22 protein-coding genes are annotated in these 20062 nt (G+C 69.3%); 13 read left to right on the forward strand and 9 right to left on the reverse strand.

Translation table 11 applies throughout. From position 1 onward, the window contains the following. Positions 1-33: 33 nt before the first annotated feature. Positions 34-1164, reverse strand: coding sequence for a PilT/PilU family type 4a pilus ATPase (locus BLT45_RS13265; RefSeq protein WP_093300837.1), 1131 nt, complete (start codon positions 1162-1164; stop codon positions 34-36). A gap of 59 nt (positions 1165-1223) precedes the next feature. Beyond that, positions 1224-2261, reverse strand: coding sequence for a type IV pilus twitching motility protein PilT (locus tag BLT45_RS13270; RefSeq protein WP_093300840.1), 1038 nt, complete (start codon positions 2259-2261; stop codon positions 1224-1226). Between the two features lie 93 nt (positions 2262-2354). Between BLT45_RS13270 and BLT45_RS13275 the strand changes: the two genes are divergently transcribed. Genes BLT45_RS13275 through BLT45_RS13285 form a run of 3 tightly spaced genes read left to right on the forward strand, consistent with a single transcriptional unit; the run spans position 2355 to position 4392 of the window. Continuing rightward, entirely contained in the window at positions 2355-3038 is a 684-nt protein-coding gene (locus tag BLT45_RS13275; protein WP_093302061.1) for a YggS family pyridoxal phosphate-dependent enzyme, read from the forward strand. 29 nt (positions 3039-3067) lie between these two features. Next, complete coding sequence (proC, locus tag BLT45_RS13280) at positions 3068-3910, forward strand: pyrroline-5-carboxylate reductase (RefSeq protein WP_093300843.1); 843 nt, start codon at positions 3068-3070, stop codon at positions 3908-3910. Positions 3911-3936: 26 nt separating this feature from the next. Further along, positions 3937-4392, forward strand: a complete 456-nt coding sequence (locus tag BLT45_RS13285) for a DUF4426 domain-containing protein (protein WP_254771887.1) — start codon at positions 3937-3939, stop codon at positions 4390-4392. 103 nt (positions 4393-4495) lie between these two features. On the opposite strand, the gene BLT45_RS13290 is transcribed toward BLT45_RS13285, so the two are convergent. Continuing rightward, the gene (locus tag BLT45_RS13290; protein WP_093302070.1) at positions 4496-5290 is read right to left on the reverse strand and encodes a cobalamin-binding protein; all 795 of its coding nucleotides are present in this window, start codon (positions 5288-5290) and stop codon (positions 4496-4498) included. Between the two features lie 103 nt (positions 5291-5393). After that, a complete protein-coding gene (pdxH, locus tag BLT45_RS13295; protein ID WP_093300846.1) occupies positions 5394-5996 on the reverse strand; it encodes a pyridoxamine 5'-phosphate oxidase in 603 nt (200 codons plus the stop codon). Positions 5997-6028: 32 nt separating this feature from the next. Between pdxH and BLT45_RS13300 the strand changes: the two genes are divergently transcribed. After that, on the forward strand, positions 6029-6862 hold the full coding sequence (locus tag BLT45_RS13300) for a kinase (RefSeq protein ID WP_254771888.1): 834 nt from the start codon (positions 6029-6031) through the stop codon (positions 6860-6862). Between the two features lie 102 nt (positions 6863-6964). Here the strand turns inward: BLT45_RS13300 and BLT45_RS13305 are convergent, their stop codons facing one another. After that, positions 6965-7168 carry a dodecin family protein gene (locus BLT45_RS13305; RefSeq protein WP_056878080.1) on the reverse strand — a complete coding sequence of 68 codons (204 nt, stop codon included), beginning with the start codon at positions 7166-7168 and terminating at the stop codon, positions 6965-6967. A gap of 102 nt (positions 7169-7270) precedes the next feature. Here BLT45_RS13305 and BLT45_RS13310 point away from each other — a divergent pair, with 102 nt between their 5' ends. The 5 genes from BLT45_RS13310 to BLT45_RS13330 are packed head-to-tail and all read left to right on the forward strand — an operon-like array spanning position 7271 to position 10960. After that, a complete protein-coding gene (locus BLT45_RS13310; protein ID WP_093300851.1) occupies positions 7271-7813 on the forward strand; it encodes a shikimate kinase in 543 nt (180 codons plus the stop codon). Next, complete coding sequence (aroB, locus tag BLT45_RS13315; RefSeq protein ID WP_093300853.1) at positions 7810-8913, forward strand: 3-dehydroquinate synthase; 1104 nt, start codon at positions 7810-7812, stop codon at positions 8911-8913. Before BLT45_RS13310 ends, aroB begins: the two co-directional genes overlap by 4 nt. 9 nt (positions 8914-8922) lie before the next feature. Then, positions 8923-9177, forward strand: a complete 255-nt coding sequence (locus BLT45_RS13320; protein ID WP_093300856.1) for a WGR domain-containing protein — start codon at positions 8923-8925, stop codon at positions 9175-9177. A 21-nt stretch (positions 9178-9198) separates the two neighbouring features. Further along, a complete protein-coding gene (hemE, locus tag BLT45_RS13325) occupies positions 9199-10284 on the forward strand; it encodes a uroporphyrinogen decarboxylase (RefSeq protein WP_093300859.1) in 1086 nt (361 codons plus the stop codon). 40 nt (positions 10285-10324) lie between these two features. Further along, entirely contained in the window at positions 10325-10960 is a 636-nt protein-coding gene (locus tag BLT45_RS13330) for a hypothetical protein (RefSeq protein WP_093300861.1), read from the forward strand. Between the two features lie 16 nt (positions 10961-10976). Here BLT45_RS13330 and BLT45_RS13335 read toward each other — a convergent pair whose 3' ends face one another. Then, a complete protein-coding gene (locus BLT45_RS13335) occupies positions 10977-11939 on the reverse strand; it encodes a hypothetical protein (RefSeq protein WP_093300864.1) in 963 nt (320 codons plus the stop codon). Beyond that, positions 11936-15505 carry a hybrid sensor histidine kinase/response regulator gene (locus tag BLT45_RS13340; RefSeq protein WP_093302074.1) on the reverse strand — a complete coding sequence of 1190 codons (3570 nt, stop codon included), beginning with the start codon at positions 15503-15505 and terminating at the stop codon, positions 11936-11938. The genes BLT45_RS13335 and BLT45_RS13340 overlap by 4 nt, the downstream gene beginning before the upstream one ends. Before the next feature lie 111 nt (positions 15506-15616). Between BLT45_RS13340 and BLT45_RS13345 the strand changes: the two genes are divergently transcribed. The 3 genes from BLT45_RS13345 to BLT45_RS13355 are packed head-to-tail and all read left to right on the forward strand — an operon-like array spanning position 15617 to position 17461. Beyond that, entirely contained in the window at positions 15617-16288 is a 672-nt protein-coding gene (locus BLT45_RS13345; protein WP_093300866.1) for a YceI family protein, read from the forward strand. Next, positions 16285-16917, forward strand: a complete 633-nt coding sequence (locus tag BLT45_RS13350) for a cytochrome b (protein WP_093300869.1) — start codon at positions 16285-16287, stop codon at positions 16915-16917. The genes BLT45_RS13345 and BLT45_RS13350 overlap by 4 nt, the downstream gene beginning before the upstream one ends. Next, entirely contained in the window at positions 16904-17461 is a 558-nt protein-coding gene (locus BLT45_RS13355; protein WP_093300872.1) for a YceI family protein, read from the forward strand. The genes BLT45_RS13350 and BLT45_RS13355 overlap by 14 nt, the downstream gene beginning before the upstream one ends. Here the strand turns inward: BLT45_RS13355 and BLT45_RS13360 are convergent. Together BLT45_RS13360 and BLT45_RS13365 are read right to left on the reverse strand one after the other, a co-directional pair. Then, the gene (locus BLT45_RS13360) at positions 17430-18053 is read right to left on the reverse strand and encodes a hypothetical protein (protein WP_093300874.1); all 624 of its coding nucleotides are present in this window, start codon (positions 18051-18053) and stop codon (positions 17430-17432) included. The genes BLT45_RS13355 and BLT45_RS13360 overlap by 32 nt on opposite strands. Before the next feature lie 92 nt (positions 18054-18145). Next, positions 18146-18373, reverse strand: a complete 228-nt coding sequence (locus BLT45_RS13365) for a glutaredoxin family protein (protein ID WP_093300877.1) — start codon at positions 18371-18373, stop codon at positions 18146-18148. A gap of 73 nt (positions 18374-18446) precedes the next feature. Between BLT45_RS13365 and BLT45_RS13370 the strand changes: the two genes are divergently transcribed. Further along, positions 18447-19829 (forward strand): L-serine ammonia-lyase, encoded by a 1383-nt coding sequence (locus tag BLT45_RS13370; protein ID WP_093300879.1) that lies wholly within the window; start codon positions 18447-18449, stop codon positions 19827-19829. Positions 19830-20062: the final 233 nt, after the last annotated feature.

Raw genomic sequence — 20062 nt, forward strand, 5'->3', positions numbered from 1 at the left:
CCGCCCCTTCCGTGTACCGCATGGCGTTCGGGATCAGCGGACTTCCGCGATCTCCACGCCATCCAGGCCCTGCGCCAGCGTGCGGGCGTCGCCGCCCTGGGCCAGCTTGATGCGCAGGCGCACTTCGTTCTGCGAATCGGCGTAGCGCAACGCGTCTTCGTAGCTGATCTCGCCGGCCTGGTACAGCTCGAACAGGGCCTGGTCGAAGGTCTTCATGCCGAGGTTGGTCGACTCCTTCATCAACTCCTTCAGCTTGTGCACTTCGCCGTCGCGGATGTAGTCCTGCACCAGCGGCGTGCCCAGCAGGATCTCCATCGCCACGCGCCGGCCTTTGCCGTCCGGGGTGGGGATCAGTTGCTGCGCGACCACGCCCTTGAGGTTCAGCGACAGGTCCATCAGCAGCTGGGTGCGGCGGTCTTCCGGGAAGAAGTTGATGATGCGGTCCATCGCCTGGTTGGCGTTGTTCGCGTGCAGCGTGCACAGCACCAGGTGGCCCGTTTCGGCGAAGGCGATGGCGTGGTCCATGCCCTCGCGGGTGCGCACCTCGCCGATCATGATCACGTCGGGCGCCTGGCGCAGGGTGTTCTTCAGCGCCGCGTCCCAGCTGTCGGTGTCGATGCCCACTTCGCGCTGCGTGATGATGCAGCCCTCGTGCTTGTGCACGAACTCGATCGGGTCTTCGATCGTGATGATGTGGCCGGTCGAGTTCTGGTTGCGGTAGCCGATCATCGCCGCCAGCGACGTGGACTTGCCCGTGCCCGTCGCGCCGACGAAGATGATGATGCCGCGCTTGGTCATGGCCAGCGTCTTGATGACCGGCGGCAGGTTCAGCTCTTCGATGGTCGGGATGCGCGTCTCGATGCGACGCAGCACCATGCCCACCTGGTTGCGCTGGTAGAAGCAGCTCACGCGGAAGCGGCCCACGCCTGCCACGCCGATGGCGAAGTTGCACTCGTGCGTCTTTTCGAACTCTTCGCGCTGGGCGGGCGTCATCACGTTCAACACCAGGTCGCGCGACTGCTGCGACGTCAGCGGCGTCTGCGTGATCGGCGAGATCTTGCCGTGCACCTTGATGGACGGCGGCATGCCGGACGTGATGAACAGGTCCGACGCCTTCTGGTGCGCCATCAGCTTGAGGAAGGAGGTGAAGTCGATGGTGCTCATGGGTCTGCTCCGTAGGAGAGGCGGCGGTCAGGCGGCGCGGCGCCGCACAGGTCGAGCCGTCATTCGAACAACCGCTTGTCCTTCGCGTATTCCTTGGCCTGCTGGCGGGTGATCAGGGCGCGCTTCACCAGGTCCTGCAGGTGCTGGTCCAGGGTCATCATGCCGTTCTGCTGGCCGGTCTGGATGGCGGAGTACATCTGCGCCACCTTGTCCTCGCGGATCAGGTTGCGGATGGCGGGCGTGCCCACCATGATTTCCCACGCCGCGGTACGGCCGCCGCCGATCTTCTTCAGCAGCGCCTGCGAGATCACCGCGCGCAGCGATTCGGACAGCATCGAGCGCACCATCGGCTTCTCGCCGGCGGGGAACACGTCGATCACGCGGTCGATGGTCTTGGCCGCCGAGCTCGTGTGCAGGGTGGCGAACACCAGGTGGCCCGTCTCCGCGGCGGTCAGCGCCAGGCGGATGGTTTCCAGGTCGCGCAACTCGCCGACCAGGATGTAGTCCGGGTCTTCGCGCAGCGCCGAGCGCAGCGCTTCGTTGAAGCCGTGCGTGTCGCGGTGCACTTCGCGCTGGTTGATCAGGCACTTCTGCGAGGTGTGCACGAACTCGATCGGGTCTTCGACGCTGAGGATGTGCCCGTACTCGTTCTTGTTGATGTGGTCGATCATCGCAGCCAGCGTGGTCGACTTGCCCGAACCGGTCGGGCCGGTGACCAGGATCAGGCCCTGCGGCTGCTGGATCAGTTCGCGGAACAGCGGCGGGCAGCCCAGGTCTTCCAGGGTCAGCACTTCCGACGGAATCGTACGGAAGACGGCGCCGGCGCCGCGGTTCTGGTTGAAGGCGTTGACGCGGAAGCGCGCCAGCGACGGGATCTCGAACGAGAAGTCGACCTCGAGGAATTCCTCGAAGTCGCGCCGCTGCTTGTCCGACATGATGTCGTACACCAGCGCGTGCACCTGCTTGTGGTCCAGCGCCGGGATGTTGATGCGGCGCACGTCGCCATCCACGCGGATCATCGGCGGCAAGCCGGCCGACAGGTGGAGGTCCGAGGCCTTGTTCTTTACCGAGAACGCCAGAAGTTCGGCGATATCCATGACGCTGCTTCCCCAAGTTGCTGCGAACTGGAACGTTGATTCCCCGAAGGGCAGTATAGCGCCCTTGCCGTTCCCGCCAATGGTTGGATGAACATGCTCGCCGACACCCTCAGCGAGACCCTGCAACACCTTGAAAACGCAGCGAAAGCCGCACATCGGCCAACCCCTGCGCTGCTGGCCGTGTCCAAGCTGCAACCGGCCTCTGCCGTCGCGGAACTCGCCCGCGCCGGACAACGCGCTTTCGGCGAAAACTACGTGCAGGAAGCCCAGGCGAAGATCGGCGAACTGGCCGGCATGGGCCTGGAATGGCATCTCATCGGCCATCTCCAGTCGAACAAGGCCGAACTTGCCGCGCAGGTGTTCGACTGGGTGCAGACGGTAGACCGTCACAAATTGATTGGCGCTCTGTCACGCAATCGACCTGCGGACCGCGCGCCGTTGAACGTGCTCGTGCAGGTGAACATCGATGACGAAACCAGCAAGCACGGCTGCCGGCCCGAAGAGGTCGCCGCCCTCGCCGACGCCATTGCGGCCGAACCGCGGCTGCGCCTGCGCGGACTGATGGCCATCCCCGCACCCCACCCCGACGCCACCCGGCGCATCGCGGCCTTCCGCCGCATGCAGTCCCTGCAGGATGCGGTAGCCGCGCACCACCCGGGCGTGGACACCTTGTCGATGGGCATGAGCGCGGACTACCCGCTCGCCGTCGCGAATGGGGCCACGATGGTCCGCATCGGCACCGCGCTGTTCGGCGCGCGACCGCCGCGACCCGCCTGAGTCCTTCCTTTCTTTCCGAGACCGATGCCATGACGCCCACCACCCATCGCATGCTGACCCACCCGCTGGCCTTCATCGGCGGCGGCAACATGGCGCGCAGCCTGATCGGCGGCCTGATCCAGCGTGGCGCGGACCGGTCGCGCATCCGGGTGGCGGAACCCGCCGAACCGCTGCGCGCCGCGCTCGCCGCGGACTTCGGCGTGCAGGTCTTCTCCGCGTCCGGCGAAGCCGCACACGGCGCCGACACCTGGGTGTTCGCGGTGAAGCCGCAGGTCATGCGCACGGTGTGCGAACAACTCGCGCCGCTCGCACAGGCGCAGCGCCCGCTGGCCGTCTCCATCGCGGCCGGCATCACCGTCGCGCAGATGCAGCGCTGGTTGGGCGGCGGCCTGCCGGTCGTGCGCAGCATGCCCAACACGCCCGCGCTGCTGGGCGCGGGCGTCACCGGCCTGCATGCCAGCGGGGAAGTCGACGCGGCCGGCCGCGAGCGCGCGGAACTGCTGCTCTCCGCCGCAGGCCCGACCGTGTGGATCGATGCCGAAACGAAAATGGACGCGGTCACCGGCGTCTCCGGCAGCGGCCCGGCCTATGTGTTCCTGCTGGCCGAGGCGATGGAGGCCGCGGCCGTGGCCGAAGGCCTGTCGGCCGAGGCCGCGCGCACGCTGGTACTGCAGACGGTGCTCGGCGCGGCGCGCATGCTGACCGAGAGCGGCGAGACGGCCACGGAACTGCGCCGCCGCGTGACCTCGCCCAACGGCACTACCCAGGCAGCGATCGAAACCTTCCAGGCCGGCGGCTTCGAAGCCCTGGTCGCCCGGGCCGTGCATGCGGCCACGGTGCGCGGCGGCGAATTGTCGGCCGCCAACGACTGACCTCCATCCCCGCGACGATCGCCACGATGAAAATCCGACTGCTGCCCGCCCTCTTCCTCGCCCTGCTGACCGCCTGCTCCGGGGGCGAAGCGCCTCGTACCGCCGAGTTCGTACCGCCCGCACCCGCCGAGACCGACTTCGGCAGCTTGCGCGTGCGTTACAACGCGCTGCCGACGCTGGCCCTGAGCGAGGCGGTCGCCAAACAGTACGGCGTGCCCCGCGATGCCGGCACCGCGCTGGTGCTGGTCGCCCTGCGCGAAATGAAGGGCACCGAGGAGGTCGACGCCGATGGCGAGGTCAGCGTCAGCGCGCACGACCTGTCCGGCGCGCGCCAGGCGATCACGCTGCGCAAGGTGGAGGCCGGCGAGTACACCGACCTGATCGGCACGGCGCGCATCTCGCCACGCGATTCGTACCGCTTCGAAATCGTGGTGAAGACCGGCGGACGCACGGAGGCGGTGAAGTTCCAGCGGAACTTCTGAGACGAAGAGCATCTGTGGGAGCGACGTAAGTCGCGATGAAGCACCGCGGCGGCCCATCGCGACTTACGTCGCTTCCACACGTGGATCCGCCATCGCTCCCGGTTCAGGCGCGCCGCGACGCCCACGCCTGCACGATGGCCGCGATCGCCCGCACGCCGTCTGTCAGCGCGGCCGGTCCCGGCTGCAGGATCAAGGGCGATTTGATCTCGTGCAGTTCGCCGTCGCGCACGGCGGGTATTGCGTCCCAGCCGGGGCGTGCCGCGACCCGCTCGGGCCGGAATTTCTTGCCGCACCACGAGCCGAGGATGATGTCCGGCGCGCGCCGCACCACCTCGCTGCCATCGGCGAGGATCCGGTGCTTCGCCAGCGGCTCGCACGCCATTTCGGGAAAGACATCGTCGCCGCCCGCGAGGCCGATCAGCTCGGACACCCATCGGATGCCGGTGATCTGGGGTTCGTCCCATTCCTCGAAGTAGACCGTCGGCCTGCGCGGCAGCCGTGCCGCCTGCGCGCGGACGTCGTCCAGGCCGCGTTCCAGCGCATCGGCGTAGTCGTTGGCGCGGGCCGCCACGCCGACCAGCGCACCCAGGCGCCGCACGTAGTCGACGATGCCCTCCACGCTGCGATGGTTGCTGATCCACACTTCCACGCCGTGCCGCACCAGCTCGGCCGCGATGTCGGCCTGGATGTCGGAGAAGCCGATGGCCAGATCGGGGCGCAGCTTCAGGATTTCGTCGATCTTCGCGCTGGTGAACGCACTGACCTTGGGCTTCTCCTTGCGCGCCTCCGGCGGCCGCACGGTGAACCCGCTGATGCCGACGATGCGGTCCTGCTCGCCGAGCGCGTACAGCGTCTCGGTCGGCTCTTCGGTCAGGCAGACGATGCGGCGCGGCCCCATCATGGCAACAGACGCCGTGTGGGAGCGACGCAAGTCGCGAGTTTCTTGCGAAGCGCCCACCGTTCGCGACTCGCATCGGTCCTACGATGGTTGCCGAAGTCGCTCAAGGAAACAGCATCCGCTTGCTCCACGCGCCCGCGGCGTCGCAGGCATAGCGCCAGCGCTCGTGCAGACGGAACTGCGCGCCGTACCAGAACTCGATGGCATCCGGCGCGACGCGGTAGCCGCTCCAGCCTTCGGGGCGCGGCACGTCGCCACCGGCGAAGCGCGCTTCGACGTCGGCCATGCGGCTTTCGAACGCTTCGCGCGAGTCCAGCGTCTCGGACTGGATCGATGCCCAGGCACCCAGCTGGCTCTGCCGCGGGCGGGACGCGAAATAGGCATCGGCCTCGGCATCGCTGACCGGGGTCACCGAACCTTCGACGCGCACCTGGATGCCTGCCTCGCGCAGGCTGCGCCAGAGGAACAGCAGCGCCGCGCGCGGGTTTTCGTGAAGTTCGCGGCCCTTCTGGCTGTGCGTATGGGTGTAGAAGACGAAGCCGCGTTCGTCGAACGCCTTCAGCAACACGGTACGCGCGGAAGGATGGCCGTCGGACGTCGCCGTCGCGACGGTCATCGCGTTGGGCTCGATTTCGGTGCCCGCGGTCTTCGCTTCACCGAACAGCGCGGCGAACGTGGCGAGGGCTTCGGCATACAGATCGGTCATGGCATCACGACGGCAGCGCCCGCGTTCCGGGCATGCGCTATTGTCGCGCGATGACGACGACACCGCATCAAGGCGGATTTCCCGACCGGCTGGTAGCCGACGCCCTGGCCGCGGCACGCGCGGTGCCGGTGGCCACGCCGGTGTTCGCGATCACCGGCCTGCAGGGCAGCGGCAAATCGACGCTGGCGGACCAGGTGGCGGCCCGGGCGCGCGATGAAGGCCTGCGCGTGGCCGTGCTGTCGCTGGACGACCTGTACCTGACGCGCGCGCAACGCCAACGGCTCGCGACCGACGTGCATCCGCTGCTCGCCACCCGCGGCCCGCCCGGCACGCACGATGTGGCGCTGGGCTGCGAGGTGCTGGATGCGCTGCGCGAAGGCCGGGACACGGTACTGCCGCGGTTCGACAAGCTGGCGGACGATCGCGCGCCGGACGCCGCGTGGTCGCGCATCGACGGACAGGTGGACCTGGTGCTGTTCGAGGGCTGGTGCCTGAAGGCCCAACCCGAGGACGATGCCGCGTTGGCCACCCCACTCAACACGCTCGAACGCGAGGACGACGCGGACGGTCGCTGGCGCCGGCATTGCAACGATGCGCTGCGCCGCGACTATCCCGCGCTGTGGTCGCGCATCGACGCGCTGTGGTTCCTGCAGCCGCCGGGCTTCGAGATCGTGCCCACCTGGCGATGGCAGCAGGAGCAGGCGATGGCGGCGCGCGATCCCTCGCGTACCGGCATGGACCGCGCGCAGTTGGACCGCTTCATCCAGCACTACGAACGCACCAGCCATCACCTGCTGGCGACACTGCCGGCGACCGCCGAGCGCGTGGTCAGGCTGGATGAGCAGCGCAGGCCCGTCACCACCTAGCGGCGGGTTGTGGGAGCGACGCAAGTCGCGATGATGACATGCGGGCGCTTCATCGCGACTTACGTCGCTCCCACGACAGGCATTCGTCCAGCTCAGCGCCCCTCAGGTCACCACGAAGCTGATCCGCAAATTCACGCGCCACTCGGTGACGTTGCCGCCATCGTCGGTGACGACCTTGATCTCGTTCACCCAGGCGCCCTTGATGTTCTTGACGGTTTCGGAGGTCTTCTTCAGGCCGACCTTCACGGCATCTTCCATGCTGGTCTTGGACGAAGCGTTGACCTCGATGATCTTGGCGACGGACATGGTGCGTTCCTCCACGGGGCCGGCCCAGTGCCGGGCGGACACCGTAGTCCCGCCGGTGTTAAGGCCACGCCACGCGCGGGGCGGTGCTAGCATCTGCCCATCATGAATCCGGCCCCCAACCTGATCCTCGTCGGCCCTACCGGCGCGGGCAAGACCTCCATCGGCAGGCGCGTCGCCGAGCGCTTCGGGCTGGTCTTCGTCGATGCGGACCAGGCCATCGTGGACCGCACCGGCGCGAGCATCGCGACGCTGTTCGAGCACCTGGGCGAGGCCGGCTTCCGCGAGCGCGAAAAAGCCAGCCTGCACGAACTGCTCGCCGGCCATGGCCAACTGGTCTCCACCGGCGGTGGTGCGGTGCTGGACGCCGACAACCGGGCGCTGATGAAGCAACGCGGTTACGTGGTCTACCTGCAGGTCAGCGTGGAGGCGCAGTTGAAGCGGCTTGGCCGCTGCACGAACCGTCCGCTGCTGCAGCGCCCGGACCGCGAGCAGGTGCTGCAGGACATGGCCACGCTGCGCGAACCGTTGTACCGCGAGGTCGCCGACCTGGCCCTGGACACCGACGGCCTGACGCCGCCGGAGGCCACCGCCCGCCTGACCCAGTTGCTGGCGCACCGCTGGCAGCCCATCGAAGAGAACGCATGAACCACGCACGCACCGTCGATGTCGGCGGCGAGATCCCCTACACCATCACCATCGGGCCGGGCCTGCTGGGCGACGGCGCCGCGCTCGCGCGCCATGTGCGCGGCCGGCATGTGCTGCTGGTCAGCGACTCGGTGGTCGCGCCGCTCTACGCCGGCGCCGTGCGCGAGGCGCTGCATGCCGCGCGCCCGGACCTGGCCATCGGTACCTTCATCCTGCCCGCGGGCGAGGAATCGAAGACGCTGGCCCACTTCGGCCACGCGATCGAGGCGCTGGCACAGCTCGGCGCCACCCGAGACGCCTGTGTGGTCGCGCTCGGCGGCGGTGTGGTGGGCGACCTGGCCGGCTTCGCGGCGGCCTGCTGGATGCGTGGCGTGGATTGCGTGCAGGTGCCGACGACGCTGTTGTCGATGGTGGATTCCTCCGTGGGCGGCAAGACCGCGGTGGACATCCCGCAGGGCAAGAACCTGGTGGGCGCCTTCCATCCGCCGCGCGCGGTGTTCGCCGATACCGCGGCGCTGGCCACGCTGCCCCCGCGCGAACTGCGCGCCGGACTGGCCGAAGTGATCAAGTACGGCGCGATCCGCGATGCGCGCTTCTTCCAATGGCTGGAACAGGAGCGCGACGCCCTGCTGGCGATGGACGGCGAAGCGCTGGCGCTGGCGATCGCCGCCAGTTGCGAACACAAGGCCGAGATCGTGGCCCGCGATCCCCTGGAAAAGGGCGAGCGCGCGCTGTTGAACTTCGGCCACACCTTCGGCCACGCGATCGAGACCGAACAGGGCTACGGCGGCCTGGGCAACGACAACCTCAACCATGGCGAGGCGGTGGCGGTGGGCATGGTGCTCGCGGCGCGGCTGTCCGCCGACCTGGGCCTGGCCCCCGCCGCCGATACCGACCGCCTCGAAGCGCTGCTGGCGGCCTACGGCCTGCCGGTCCGGATCCCGGCCGGGCTGGCGCCGGAGGCCCTGCTGGCCCGCATGCGTCTGGACAAGAAGAACCTCGCCGGCCGCCTGCGGCTGGTGCTGTGGCGGGGCCTGGGCCGGGCCGAGGTGGTGCCGGACGTGGACGAAAGCCGCGTGCTGGGCGTGCTGTCCGGCTAAAATGGCGCCATGCGCGTCTTCCTCCAGCAACGCCCCGATGCGGGCGAAGCGCCCCGCTACGTCCAACTGACTCTCCAGCCCGATCTGTTCGGGGGCTGGGAACTGTTGCGCGAAACCGGCCAGATCGGCGGCCGCGCGACGCTCAAGCGCGAGCAGTACCTGCTGCAGGACGAGGCGAATGCAGCCTTCGAGAAAGCCCGCGACAGCCACCTCAAGCGCGGCTTCCAGCTGATGTTCGCCCGCGGCGCCGACGCGCCCAAGTAACCCCCCTCCCCCGGATTCCTGATGACAGCCTTGAAGAATGATCCTGCTTCCAACAGCAGATTTCTGCGCGCCCTGCGCCGCGAACCCGTGGATTGCACGCCCGTCTGGCTGATGCGCCAGGCCGGCCGCTACCTGCCGGAGTACCGCGCCACCCGCAAGGCCGCCGGCAGTTTCCTCGCCATGGCCAAGAACCCGGAGATCGCCTGCGAGGTCACCCTGCAGCCGCTGCGCCGCTACGACCTGGACGCGGCGATCCTGTTCTCCGACATCCTGACCGTGCCGGACGCGATGGGCCTGGGCCTGTACTTCGTCGAAGGCGAGGGCCCGAAGTTCGAGCGCACCGTGCGCAGCGCCGCCGATGCGGCCAAGCTCGGCGTGCCGGACATGGAGACCGAGCTGCGCTACGTGATGGACGCGGTGAGGGTGATCCGCCGCGAACTGGACGGCAAGGTGCCGCTGATTGGCTTCTCCGGCAGCCCCTGGACGCTGGCCTGCTACATGGTGGAAGGCGGCGGCAGCAAGGACTACGCCCGGATCAAGGCGATGGCGCTGAACGAACCGGCCGCGCTGCACCGCCTGCTGTCGGTCAACACCGACGCCGTGATCGCCTACCTGGCCGCGCAGCGCGCCGCCGGTGCGCAGGCGCTGCAGGTGTTCGACACCTGGGGCGGCGTGCTGAGCCCGGCGATGTACCGCGAGTTCTCCCTGCCCTACCTGCAGCGCATCGCCCAGGAACTGCAGCGTGGCGACGTCGCCGAGCGCACTCCGCTGATCCTGTTCGGCAAGGGCACGGCGGCCTACCTGAAAGACCTGGCCGCCAGCGGCGCCGAAGGCGTCGGCGTGGACTGGCTGATCGAACTGGGCGACGCCGCCCGCCGCACCGGCGGCAAGGTCGCGCTGCAGGGCAATCTGGACCCGGCCACGCTGTACGGCTCGCCCGACGCGATCCGCGCGGAAGTGAAGCGCACGCTGGACAGCTACCGCGACGGCAACGGCGGTTCGCGCGAAGGCCATGTGTTCAACCTGGGCCACGGCATGTCGCCGGACATGGATCCGGAGCACGTTACCGTCCTGGTCGACGCGGTCCATACGTTCAGTAGGCGATGATTCCCGCGCGGCACCGCCGCGCCCCACCCGGAGTGACGCAATGGAATGCCGCCACCTGCTTGCCCCCGCCGCTGCCGGCCTGCTGCTGGTCGCAGGCGCGCGGGCGCGCGCCGACGACGCGGTCGGCACGCGCACGCTGCAGGTGGCTGGGGGCGACTTCCCCGCCCTGGTGATGGTGGTGCCAGGCGAGCAAGCCGGCTTTGGTCCTGACGTCCTGCCCGGCTGCGACCGCATCCGCGCACGCCGGCTGGACGAACTCGCGCCCGGCTGGCGCACGCGCGTCGCCCGCGTCGAACTGGATTGCGAAGACACCCTGGCCGACGACGCGCGCGATGCGCTCACCGCCGTCACCGCGCGGGCGATGGTGGTTCCGGATCGCGTGCAGATGGCGGGCCAACCCGTCGCCGAAGTGCGGTTGATGGATTCGCAGCGCTGGGGCGACCACCAGTACGTCGTCGATGCGCCCTACGCGACGGCGGCACCCGCGCTGCGGCGTTTCATCGAAGACACCTGCCGGCAGCGCACGCTGGCCCAGGAAATGCCGCCCGGCAGCTGCACGATGGTGGAAGCGGACGCCGGCTTCTACCTGCCGCGCGACGATGCGGGCGGCATCTGGATCCACGCCGACCCGGACGACGCGAACCGCACCCTGTACGTCGAAGCGTGGGCCGACTGAGCCGCGCGCAAACGCCTCAGCCCAACCCGGAGCGCGGGCTCCTCAGGCGCGGCGTCGTGCCGTCGCCGCCGTCGCCCGGCAGGCGGTACTCGAAGCGGATCTCGCGCATCCCGTCCGGCACCATGATCTCCATCCTCTCCGGCGACACGCAGCGGCCCCGCAGCACGTCGCGGATGGACTGGGCTTCGTTCCGGAGCCGCGCCGCGTCGGCTTCGCGCGCGATCACGGCCGGCCGCAGGTAGACGGCGGCGTCGGCGATCCACATTTCCTCGTCCTGGCCGTCATTCGTGCTGGCCAGGATCGCCGCCGGCCGCGGGCCGTCCGCGGGCATGGGACGCACCTGCAGCGTCTGCCAGCACGCACCGGTATTCGACATGCGGACATCCGCCGCGAAACCCGCCAACAGCATCTCGGCCTGCCGCTGCGCGTCCTCGTCGGACACCGCGTCGGCCTCCACGCTGTAGCGGATCTTGATGAAGTACAGGTCGCGCACCGTCATCGCCAGCACCGAGCGGTAACGCGCATCGCGCATCGGCATTTCCATGGCGAAGGAGCGGGCCTTCAGGGCGAGGTGGCCCAGCATCCGTTCGCCCGCGATCGGCGCCGTCGCGAATGTGCGCGTCTCGCCGAGGCGGACTTCGCCGGCATTGCGCTGCTGGGCGATCTGCACGATCTCATCGACGCTCTGCCGGAACGCCCGCTCGAACACCGGGTCGAACATCACGCCAGCCGGATACAGGTACAGGTCCATCCAGCGATCGGGCTTGCGGGTGTCCTGATAACGGACCGCTACGCCCAACTCGGGCTGTTCGAAGCGCTTCTCGCCGACCGACTCCCAGTCGCCGACGCGGAGCGGATAGAGCGCGCGCGTGTCGGTGATGTAGTCGCCCAGCAGCGCGGGTTCGGGCGAATCGGCCCGGCCCTGGAGCGCGACCACCACCAGCGACAGTACGCCGAGCCAGCGCCATGCCGCCGTCACGGCGCGTCTCCCGGCGTCGCGGGCGGACTGCGCGCCAGCAGGGAGGCGATCACCGCGGCCAGCATGTCGCCGGTGACCGGCTTGCGGATGAAATCGTCGAAGCCCGCCTGCCGCGCGAGCGGTTCGGCCTCGGCATCGGTACGTGCGGTCAATGCGACCAGCGGTGTCGCGATGCCGCGCATCCGCAATTGCTGCGCCAGCGCCATGCCATCCAGCCCGGGCAGATCGAGGTCCAGGAAGGCCACGTCGAAGGTCGTGGCGGCGACTTCGGTCAGTGCCGCCAGGCCGTGCGGCGCATGCGTGACGCGATGCCCGCGCGCGCGCAGCAGGCCGGCCACGACATCCGCGACGTTCGCGTCGTCTTCGACCAGGAGGATCGCCCGCGATCCGGGATCGCTATGCGCCTGCGGCGCCTCGAGCGGAGACGGCGCGGCGGCCGCCTCGGCGCTCGTCGCCTGCAGGCCGGGCAGGTCGACGAAGAAACGCGTCCCCTTGCCCGGTGCGCTGTCCACGGTGATGCGGCCGCCCATCGCGACGGCGAGCTCCTGGCAGATCGCCAGGCCCAGGCCGCTGCCGCCGTAGCGCGCGGTGGTCTGCGCGCCTTCAGCCTGCTCGAAGCGGCGGAACAACCGTTCCTGCTGCTCGGCGTTGATGCCCGGACCGGTGTCGCCGACTTCCAGGCGCACGCCCTGTCCCGCCATCGGCAGCGCACGCAGCGACACGTGCCCGGCCTCGGTGAACTTGATCGCATTGCCGAGCAGGTTCAGCAGGATCTGCCGCAGCCGCAGCGGGTCGCCCCGCACGGTGCGCGGCACGCCGGCGGCGATGCCGTCGTGGAAGGCGAGCCCGCGCTTGCCGGCCACCGGACCCATCAACGCGACCACATCGCTGATCAGCGCGTGCAGATCGAACGCGACCTGCTGCAGTTCCAGCTTGCCCGCCTCGATCTTGGCCAGGTCGAGCGCATCGTTCACCAGGCGCAGCAGGTGCATGCCGGCGCGCTGGATCGCATCGGTATACCCCCTCTGCCGAGTGTCCAGCGGCGTGGCCTGCAGCAGTTCGGTCATGCCCAGCACGCCGGTCATGGGCGTGCGGATCTCATGTCCCAGCGTGGCGAGGAAGCGCGTCTTCGCCAGCGACGCCTGTTCGGCCACTTCCCGCTTGTGTTCGGCCAACTGCCATGCGCTGCGGCGGCGTACGCGACGGCGGTAGGCCGCGCCGAGCGCGAGCAGCAGCAGCACGCCCAGCACCGCGAACAGGGCCAAGCCCCACGCGCTGCGCCACCACGGCGGCAGCACGTGCACCGCGAGCACCCGCTCGCGCGCGGCGTTGCCGGCGGCGTCGAAGGCCTGGATGCGCAGGCGGTAGCGCCCCGGCGTGAGCGCGGAGAACACGCGTTCGCCGCTGGCGCCCTGGTCGACCCAACCGCTGTCGAAGCCTTCCAGCAACGAGCGGTAGCGATTGCCGAGCGGATTCTCGTAGCTGAGCAGGCGCGTGCCGACGAGCAGTTCGTGGTCCTCGGGACGCAGCTCGATGCCCGCGCCCGCCGGCAGGTGCAGCATCGTGTCGCCACGACTGACCTGCAGGCTGTCGAGCACGAGGTTCGGCGTGACCGGGCGCGGGTCCGGCAGATGCGTATCCAGCAGCGCGACCGAACCGTCGGCGGCCGTCGTGACCAGCAGGCCTTCGGCCGTCATCAACAGGCCACGGTCGTTGAGTTCCTGGCTCAGCAGGCCTTCGCGCACGCCGAAGTTGCGCAGCAGCGCGCGCGAACCGCGCAGGTTCGCATCGATCCGGAACAGGCCGCGCCGCGTGCCCAGCCAGACGCGGCGTTGCGGGTCCACGGCCAGGCCGGTGGACTCCACCGCCGGCAAGCCGTCTGCCGCGCCGATCAGGCGTTCGCGCACCCAGGTGCCGCCGTCGCGTCGCCACGCTTCCACGCCCGACATGCGATGCAGCCACAGGCGGTCGGCGTGTTCGAACGCGAACGCGTACACCCGGTCGGCGCCCATCTCGGTCACTGCCGAAAAGCGTTCCGCCGTCGGGTCCCACTGCAGCATGCCCTGGGCACCCCCGACCCACGCGCGACCGTCCGGCGCGACGGCGATGCCCTCGATATCGGGCAGGCCGGTGCCGTCATCGGGATCCTTCACGATCGTGCGCAACACGTGCCCGTCGGCATCGCGCTGCTGCACGCTGCCCATCTGCGTCACCAGCCAGAGACCGCCGTCCTTGCCTTCCACCAGCCAATCGATCGAGGTGGAATCGGGCACCGCATCCGCGCCGTCGTGCGCCCACTGCACGAGGGCGCCCGTCGCCGGATCGGTACGGATCAATCCGTTGCGATGACCGATCCACAGCTGCCCGCGCCGGTCCTGCAGGACCGAGGTCAGGCGCAGTTCCGCCAGGGGCGCCGCGTGGTGCGCCAGCGGCACGACGTGCCCGTTGCGCGTATCCAGTCGTTCGACCTTGCCGGTGCTGCTGGCCATCCACAGGCCACCGGCTCCGGCCTGGGAGAGACCGCGATACAGGCCGCCACCGAGGCCCTGCGCCGTGGAGAACGCCGCGATGCGGCGCCAGTCCGAGCGCAGGTAAGCCAGGCCGCGGGTCGGCACCGGCACCCACAAACCGCCATCGGGCAGCGCCAACACCGTCTGCAACACGCGGCCGATGCCGACCCCCTGCGCGTCGTAATTCACCGGCGCCGGCGCGCGATCGCCCCCGGTCCGCCACAAACCACCCTGGCTGGCCAACCAGTACTCGCCCTGACCGTCGCTGGCCATCGCGATGACCGCGTTGGGCCGGGCGAACATCGGCGACCACGGCGGCGATACCCAGCGCCCGTCCGCGAGGCGCCGGTGCACGCCATCGGAGGCGCCTACCCACAGCGTGTCGCCGTCGGCGGACACCGAATAGATGATCAGGCCATCGCCGCCCGGCAAGGCGACCCGCTGCACGCGTCCGCCCTCGACCTTCGCCAGCCCCGACATCGTGCCCGCCCACAGCACGCCCTTCGCATCGAACGCGAGCGACAGCACGTTGTCCGACGGCAGGCCCTGCACGTCGGCGGCATCGGCGGCGAAGCGCGTGATGCGTCCGTCGGCGGCCAGCCGGTGCAGGCCGCCCCCGAAGGTGCCGAACCAGACATCGTCGCCGCGGCTGGCGATCGCGAAGACATCGTCGCTGCCCATCTGCGGATGGTCGGCCTGCCGGTAATGGCGGAAGCCGCTGCGGTCGGCGCCCATGACGCTGAGTCCGCCGTTCTCGGTCGCCACCCAGATCCTGTCCGCCGCATCGATGTGCAGCGCCTGCACCACGTTGCCGGGCAGCGACGCGGCATCGGCCGGATCGTGGCGCCACACCTTGAAGCCGACGCCGTCGTAGCGCGCCAGGCCATCCCAGGTGGCGACCCACAGATAGCCGGAACGGTCGCGCGCGAGCGCGGGGATCGTGGTGGACGGCAGGCCGTCGCCGGCGCCGAGCAGGCGGAAGCGCGGGATCTCGGGCACCGTCGCCTGCACGGATGCGCAGACCAGCCACAACAGCAACAGCCACCCCGCACGCATCGCCATTCCTGCCCGCCCCTCGTTCCCTGGTGACCCTTCCGGCATCGTCGCAACGGACCGTTGCACGCGCAAGCGGGGTATCTTCATGGACCGGCCCCTAGAATCCGCCCCATGTCCGGATCGTCCGCCCGCCGCCTGCTGCTGAACGCCCTGTGCCTGCTGGCCCTGCTGCCCGCCGTCGCCGGCGCGCGCGACGCGCGGGCCGACTACCGCCTCGATCCGGTGCACACGCGGGTGATGTTCGCGATCTCGCACGCCGGGTTCTCCCGGGCGATCGGCACCGTGTCCGGCAGCACCGGCACACTGACGTTCGATCCGACCGACTGGACCCGCGCGAAGGTCGACGTGCGCGTGCCGATCGCCCGCGCGGACCTCGGCGATGCCGACTGGAACAAGGCCACGCTGGCGAAATCGTTGCTCGATGCGGAAGACCATCCGGAAGCGCGCTTCGTCTCCACCCGGGTCGAGCCCGTCGATGCGACCCACGCCCGCGTGCACGGCGAACTCACCCTGCGGGGCGTGACGCGCGAGGTCGTCCTCGACGTGACTCTCAACGCGGCCAAGCGCCACCCGATGCCGCCATTCCGGCGCACGGTGGGTTTTTCCGCCACCAGCACGCTCAGCCGCGCCGACTTCGGCATCACCGCCTGGAAATCGATGATCGGCGATGACGTCGAACTGCGCATCGAAGCCGAGGCCACCTACGACGGCAAGGCCGACGACGACGCGCCGGCCGAAGACACCCCGCCTTCCCCACCCCTTCAGACGGAGCCGACGCCATGACCCTGAAGAACACCGACGCGCGCTGGGGCGCCGTCAGCCAACTGTTCCACTGGGTGATCGTGGTGCTGATCCTGGTGATGGCCTACCTCGGCCTGACCATGGGCGATCTGCCCAACGGACCGCGCAAGATCAACATCTACGCGCTGCACAAGTCGATCGGCCTGACCATCCTGGCGCTGGTCGTGCTGCGCGTGCTGTGGCGCGCGTATGCGGGCGCACCGGCGCCGGTGCCGGGCACGCCCACGTGGCAGCAACGCATCGCGTCGGTGACGCACGTGCTGCTGTACGCGCTGCTGTTCGCGATCCCGCTGTCCGGGTGGGTGCTGAACTCGTCGGCGGGCTATCCGCTGCAGTGGTTCAAGCTGTTCAACCTGCCGGCCATCACCGGGCGCAACGACGGCGTGCACGAAGCCGCCGAAGGCGCGCACGAACTGCTGTTCTGGGTGCTGGTGGTGCTGGTGGTGGCCCATGCCGCTGCCGCGCTGTACCACCATCTGTTCCAGGGCGACGCCACGCTGACCCGCATGCTGCCGGGCCGCCGCAACGCTGTCGCGCTTGCACCCGCCGCTGTCGCCGCGCCGAGCCCCACTTCCCCCACCCCGCAGGATTCCCCCGATGAAAACCTCTGATCGCGCGCGCCTCGCGCTCGCCTCCCTGTTGCTGGCCGCCGCGCCGGCCATGGCCGCCGACTATGTGCAGGCGCCGGGCTCCACGTTGGTGTTCGCGAGCAATTACCAGGGCGAGACCTTCACCGGCAAGTTCGGCAGCTTCGCCACGACGATGAGCTTCGATCCCAAGCAGCTGGCCACCAGCAAGCTGGACGTCGCCATCCAGCTGACCGGCACGCAGACCGGCAACAAGGACCGCGACGACACGCTCGTGTCGGGCGACTTCTTCAATGTCGGCAAGTTCGCGCAGGCCCGCTACACGGCGAGCAAGTTCCGCGCGCTGGGCGGCAACCAGTACGCCGCCGACGGCACGCTCACGCTGCGCGGCGCCAGCAAGCCGGTGACGCTGACGTTCACCTGGACGCCCGGCGCACAGCCTGTGCTGAGCGGCAAGGCCACGGTGAAGCGCCTGGACTTCGGCGTCGGTGGTGGCGAGTGGGCCGACACGTCGACGATCCCGAACGAGGTCGCGATCAGTACGAAGGTCGTGCTGAAGCCGCGCTGATGCCCATGGGCCGGCAGAAGCGGCGGTCGGCCGCGTCCGCCGGCACGGCGATGCGACCGAGCCCGTAGCTGAGGGCGCCCAGTACATCGCCCTCGCGACGGTCGCGATGGCACGCCAGGCAGTCAGGGCGGGCGCGAATGGCGCCCATCGCGCGCTCGCCGCCCGGGCCGTCATGTATGACGATGCCCGCGCCGGCCACCAGCGTGGCCACGGCATCGCGTTCCCACGCGTGCAGACGGCGGGTGGGCATCGGAGGCGCGGGAAGGACGGCATCGTCGTCGCGGTGCTGGAAGCCCATGAAGCTCGCGCCATGGACGACGGGCGGATCGTGCCGGGCGACCCCCACCAGCTCCACATCGAGCACGCATCGGCCGTCCTCGTCGACGCCCTCGAACTGGTAGTGGCGCATCTTCGCCATCATCGGCGTCACCCGTCGCCTGCCGAAGCCCTGGCTGTCGATGAAGGCGTCGACGAATTCGCCGTGCATCCGCAGGAGCGCGGCAGCCTCGTCGTCGGCACCTCCCCCGCGGGCGGCCGGCGCAGCGGCCAGGACCGCGATGCACGCCAGCAGCAGCCACCGTATCCAGCCCATCGCGCACTCCCCGCACAGGATGGTCGCCAGCCTAGCGCGGCGTTCTCACGACGGGACTAGCGGTCCGCTGCCCGTTCCGCGAACGGACAGCTTCATCGCTGCAGGAACGCATCCAACGCGCCGGCGTCGAACGGCCAGTCCAGTTCCGCGCCGGTGTCGCTGCGATGCAGCACGGGCACGCGGATGCCATAACGCGCTTCCAGCGTGTCGTCATCGTCGATGAAAACGCTTTCGAAATCGGGAATCCGTGCATTCGCCAGCACGTCGAGGGCCAGGTCGCACAGGTGGCAGTCGTCGCGCTGGAAGAGGATCAGGGGCATCGCGGGCACGGGGTGAAAGGCGAACGGTGCGTACCTGCTTAGAATAGCCGCCTTCTCCGCGGCGGTTCGCAACATGGCAGTCAGTACGTTCGACCTGTTCAAGATCGGCATCGGCCCCAGCTCCTCGCATACGGTCGGACCGATGCGCGCCGCCGCGCGCTTCGTCGCGCGCTGGCTGGTCGACGCAGGCCGCCTGCAGGACGTGGCGCGGATCCGCGCGGAAGTGTTCGGTTCGCTGGCGCTGACCGGCCGCGGGCACGGCACCGACAAGGCGGTGTTGATGGGCCTGGAAGGCCACTACCCCAACGAAATCGACCCGGACATCATTCCGCCTGCGCTGGAGCGCATCCGCACCGGCAAGCGCATCCTGCTGAGCGGCACCCACGAGGTCGCCTTCGACGAGAAGCGCGATCTGCTGATGAACAAGCGGCAGAAGCTGCCGTACCACACCAACGGCATGCGCTTCACCGCCTTCGATGCGAACGACGAGGTCATCGCCACGCGCGACTATTACTCGGTGGGCGGCGGCTTCGTCGTCAACCAGGACGACGCGGCGGTCGATCGCATCGTCGCCGACGAGACGCCGCTGCCGTACCCGTTCAAGAGCGGCGACGAGTTGCTCGCGCAGTGCCAGCGCAGCGGATTGAGCATCGCGGCAATGATGTTCGAGAACGAAAAGGCCTGGCGCAGCGAAGACGATATCCGCGACGGCTTGCGGGCGATCTGGAACGCGATGCAGTCGTGCATGGCGCGCGGCATCCGCGAAGAAGGCACGTTGCCGGGCGGCCTGCACGTCTCGCGTCGCGCGCCCGCGCTGCACCGCGAACTGTCGAGCAAGCCGGAAGCCGCCATGCGGGATCCGCTGACGGTGCTGGACTGGGTGAACCTGTACGCGCTTGCGGTGAACGAAGAGAACGCCGCCGGCGGCCGCGTCGTCACCGCACCCACCAACGGCGCGGCCGGCATCATCCCGGCGGTGCTGCACTACTACGATCGTTTCTGCCCGGGTAACAGCGAACAGCGCGTGTTCGACTTCCTGCTCACCGCCGCGGCCATCGGCATCCTGTACAAGGAGAACGCCAGCATCAGCGGCGCCGAAGTCGGCTGCCAGGGCGAAGTGGGCGTGGCCTGCTCGATGGCGGCCGGCGGTCTGGTCGCGGCCCTGGGAGGCAGCCCCAGCCAGATCGAGAACGCCGCCGAGATAGGCATGGAGCACAACCTCGGCCTGACCTGCGACCCGATCGGCGGACTGGTGCAGATCCCGTGCATCGAGCGCAACGCGATGGGCGCGGTGAAGGCGATCAACGCCAGCCGCATGGCCATGCGCGGCGACGGCAAGCACAAGGTCAGCCTGGACAAGGTCATCAAGACCATGCGCGACACCGGCCGCGACATGCAGGACAAGTACAAGGAAACCAGCCGCGGCGGGCTGGCCGTCAACGTCATCGAGTGCTGACGAAGCCGTCGTCGGAGCGTTGGTTCGACAGGTCGCCACTAAGCAGGCAGCGCGAGAGTAGCCCGGGTAGAGCGCAGCGAAACCCGGGGAACCGACACGCCGGCGCTTCCCCGGGTGCGTCCGTTGGCATACCCGGGCTACGGCCTTCCCCATGAAGATTGCTACCCTTTAGACACGGGCTTGCGGGCCGATACGGTAGAGGTAAACAGACTTACCGGAGACGCGTCCTGTTC

It is taken from the genome of Pseudoxanthomonas sp. CF385 (genome assembly GCF_900104255.1).
Lineage (GTDB): Bacteria > Pseudomonadota > Gammaproteobacteria > Xanthomonadales > Xanthomonadaceae > Pseudoxanthomonas_A.

Excerpts from the sequence above, each read along its gene's own strand:
- aroB (WP_093300853.1), top strand. The coding sequence starts at position 7,810 with ATGAACCACGCACGCACCGTCGATGTCGGCGGCGAGATCCCCTACACC.
- BLT45_RS13290 (WP_093302070.1), bottom strand. The coding sequence starts at position 5,290 with ATGGGGCCGCGCCGCATCGTCTGCCTGACCGAAGAGCCGACCGAGACG.
- BLT45_RS13270 (WP_093300840.1), bottom strand. The coding sequence starts at position 2,261 with ATGGATATCGCCGAACTTCTGGCGTTCTCGGTAAAGAACAAGGCCTCG.
- BLT45_RS13355 (WP_093300872.1), top strand. The coding sequence starts at position 16,904 with ATGAAAACCTCTGATCGCGCGCGCCTCGCGCTCGCCTCCCTGTTGCTG.
- BLT45_RS13340 (WP_093302074.1), bottom strand. The coding sequence starts at position 15,505 with ATGCGTGCGGGGTGGCTGTTGCTGTTGTGGCTGGTCTGCGCATCCGTG.
- BLT45_RS13350 (WP_093300869.1), top strand. The coding sequence starts at position 16,285 with ATGACCCTGAAGAACACCGACGCGCGCTGGGGCGCCGTCAGCCAACTG.
- BLT45_RS13300 (WP_254771888.1), top strand. The coding sequence starts at position 6,029 with ATGCGCTATTGTCGCGCGATGACGACGACACCGCATCAAGGCGGATTT.
- BLT45_RS13275 (WP_093302061.1), top strand. The coding sequence starts at position 2,355 with ATGCTCGCCGACACCCTCAGCGAGACCCTGCAACACCTTGAAAACGCA.
- BLT45_RS13365 (WP_093300877.1), bottom strand. The coding sequence starts at position 18,373 with ATGCCCCTGATCCTCTTCCAGCGCGACGACTGCCACCTGTGCGACCTG.
- BLT45_RS13305 (WP_056878080.1), bottom strand. The coding sequence starts at position 7,168 with ATGTCCGTCGCCAAGATCATCGAGGTCAACGCTTCGTCCAAGACCAGC.
- proC (WP_093300843.1), top strand. The coding sequence starts at position 3,068 with ATGACGCCCACCACCCATCGCATGCTGACCCACCCGCTGGCCTTCATC.
- BLT45_RS13310 (WP_093300851.1), top strand. The coding sequence starts at position 7,271 with ATGAATCCGGCCCCCAACCTGATCCTCGTCGGCCCTACCGGCGCGGGC.
- BLT45_RS13330 (WP_093300861.1), top strand. The coding sequence starts at position 10,325 with ATGGAATGCCGCCACCTGCTTGCCCCCGCCGCTGCCGGCCTGCTGCTG.
- pdxH (WP_093300846.1), bottom strand. The coding sequence starts at position 5,996 with ATGACCGATCTGTATGCCGAAGCCCTCGCCACGTTCGCCGCGCTGTTC.
- BLT45_RS13265 (WP_093300837.1), bottom strand. The coding sequence starts at position 1,164 with ATGAGCACCATCGACTTCACCTCCTTCCTCAAGCTGATGGCGCACCAG.
- BLT45_RS13345 (WP_093300866.1), top strand. The coding sequence starts at position 15,617 with ATGTCCGGATCGTCCGCCCGCCGCCTGCTGCTGAACGCCCTGTGCCTG.
- BLT45_RS13320 (WP_093300856.1), top strand. The coding sequence starts at position 8,923 with ATGCGCGTCTTCCTCCAGCAACGCCCCGATGCGGGCGAAGCGCCCCGC.
- BLT45_RS13360 (WP_093300874.1), bottom strand. The coding sequence starts at position 18,053 with ATGGGCTGGATACGGTGGCTGCTGCTGGCGTGCATCGCGGTCCTGGCC.
- BLT45_RS13370 (WP_093300879.1), top strand. The coding sequence starts at position 18,447 with ATGGCAGTCAGTACGTTCGACCTGTTCAAGATCGGCATCGGCCCCAGC.
- hemE (WP_093300859.1), top strand. The coding sequence starts at position 9,199 with ATGACAGCCTTGAAGAATGATCCTGCTTCCAACAGCAGATTTCTGCGC.
- BLT45_RS13285 (WP_254771887.1), top strand. The coding sequence starts at position 3,937 with ATGAAAATCCGACTGCTGCCCGCCCTCTTCCTCGCCCTGCTGACCGCC.